The organism is Streptomyces sp. NPDC056160, from assembly GCF_042268205.1.
GTDB lineage: Bacteria > Actinomycetota > Actinomycetes > Streptomycetales > Streptomycetaceae > Streptomyces.
On sequence record NZ_JBHJUW010000364.1, the window covers coordinates 1 to 1,174 of the forward strand.

The 1,174-nt window shown below is 56.3% G+C and carries 1 protein-coding gene; it reads right to left on the minus strand.

What is annotated here, in order from left to right:
- On the minus strand, positions 1-1,174 hold a 1,174-nt coding region (locus tag ACFC02_RS42755; protein ID WP_376368469.1), incomplete at both ends, for a hypothetical protein.

Below are 1,174 nucleotides of genomic sequence, written 5' to 3' on the forward strand. Positions count from 1 at the left end.
TACGCCTTGATAGGAGCATTACGCACATCATCAGACCTCCCCGCCCCCACCAGAGCCCCGACATCCTCGACCACCTCCCCCCGCAACACCGCACCAGACCCACCCGGATCACCGAAATACCGCTCCAGCCTCCCCACAAACACCCGCACATCAGCAACAAAAGCCCGCAAAACCGCCTTAGGTAATGTCTCAAGAGAGTCGCGTTCGATTACAAAATAGTCACCCCTGTCGACTACATTGAACCGCTCACTCAAATATGCGCGAAGCGGCCGATTCTTCTCGCTGTCCAGGAGACCCTTTCCGGTCATGTTATTGAAGAATTTTTCCAGATTCTTCGGCGTATCAGATTCCGCATTTTTGGGATCACCAAAGAAAGCTCGAAGATCGGCTAGGCGCTCATCCACGTCCGCGTGATGCCTCTTGAGAAACCATCTATTGCCCTCCCTTTTCAGATTTCCGTGGCGTCTCAGCAGATCAATGGTCCGCTCGGTGACGGAAACGCGGCCGTCCTTGAATATATCGCGAACCTGGTACCCGATATTCACCGTGATCAGACCTTTTTCGGGCGTGCCCCCGCCTCGCCCGTCCGGGTCATCCACCGGTATTCTTACAGTGTCATCCCTTTTAGGCAGGTATTCGTGTGCTTCCTGGCCGCTTTCGGGGTGACCGTTGAGCCAGACCTCCAGCGCTGTTTCAAATTTTTTGGCCTTTTTATCTCCGGGCGGCGCATAGATTCCATTATCGCCGGTCGGAGGCAGGCGCCGTGTTCTGTCTCGGCCGGAAGGATCCGCAATTTCGAGTACCCATTTACCATTCCGCTTCCCTACTGTCCCGTATGGCTTGAGCAGTCCATGCGACCGTTCCGTTATCTCCGTCCGGCCGATATTCACTAGCCTGTGGACATGTATGCCGATATTCACTGTCCGGGGGGCAAGGGTTTCTGCGCTGCTGCTTGTCCCTACCTCTGCGGTGCGGGGCGGGAGCGTAATCGTGTCGTTTCGCGTGGGCAGGTATTTGTGTGCTTCCTGGTTGGTTTCGGGGTGGCCGTTGAACCAGATGTCCAGTGCCGTGTCGAACTCTTCCTTGGTGAGGTGTGGTGCGCCTCCGGGGAGGCTGGTGGTGTGTGTTCCGTTGAGGAGGATGCTGGCGAGGATCTGTGCTTTGGTCTGGGTGT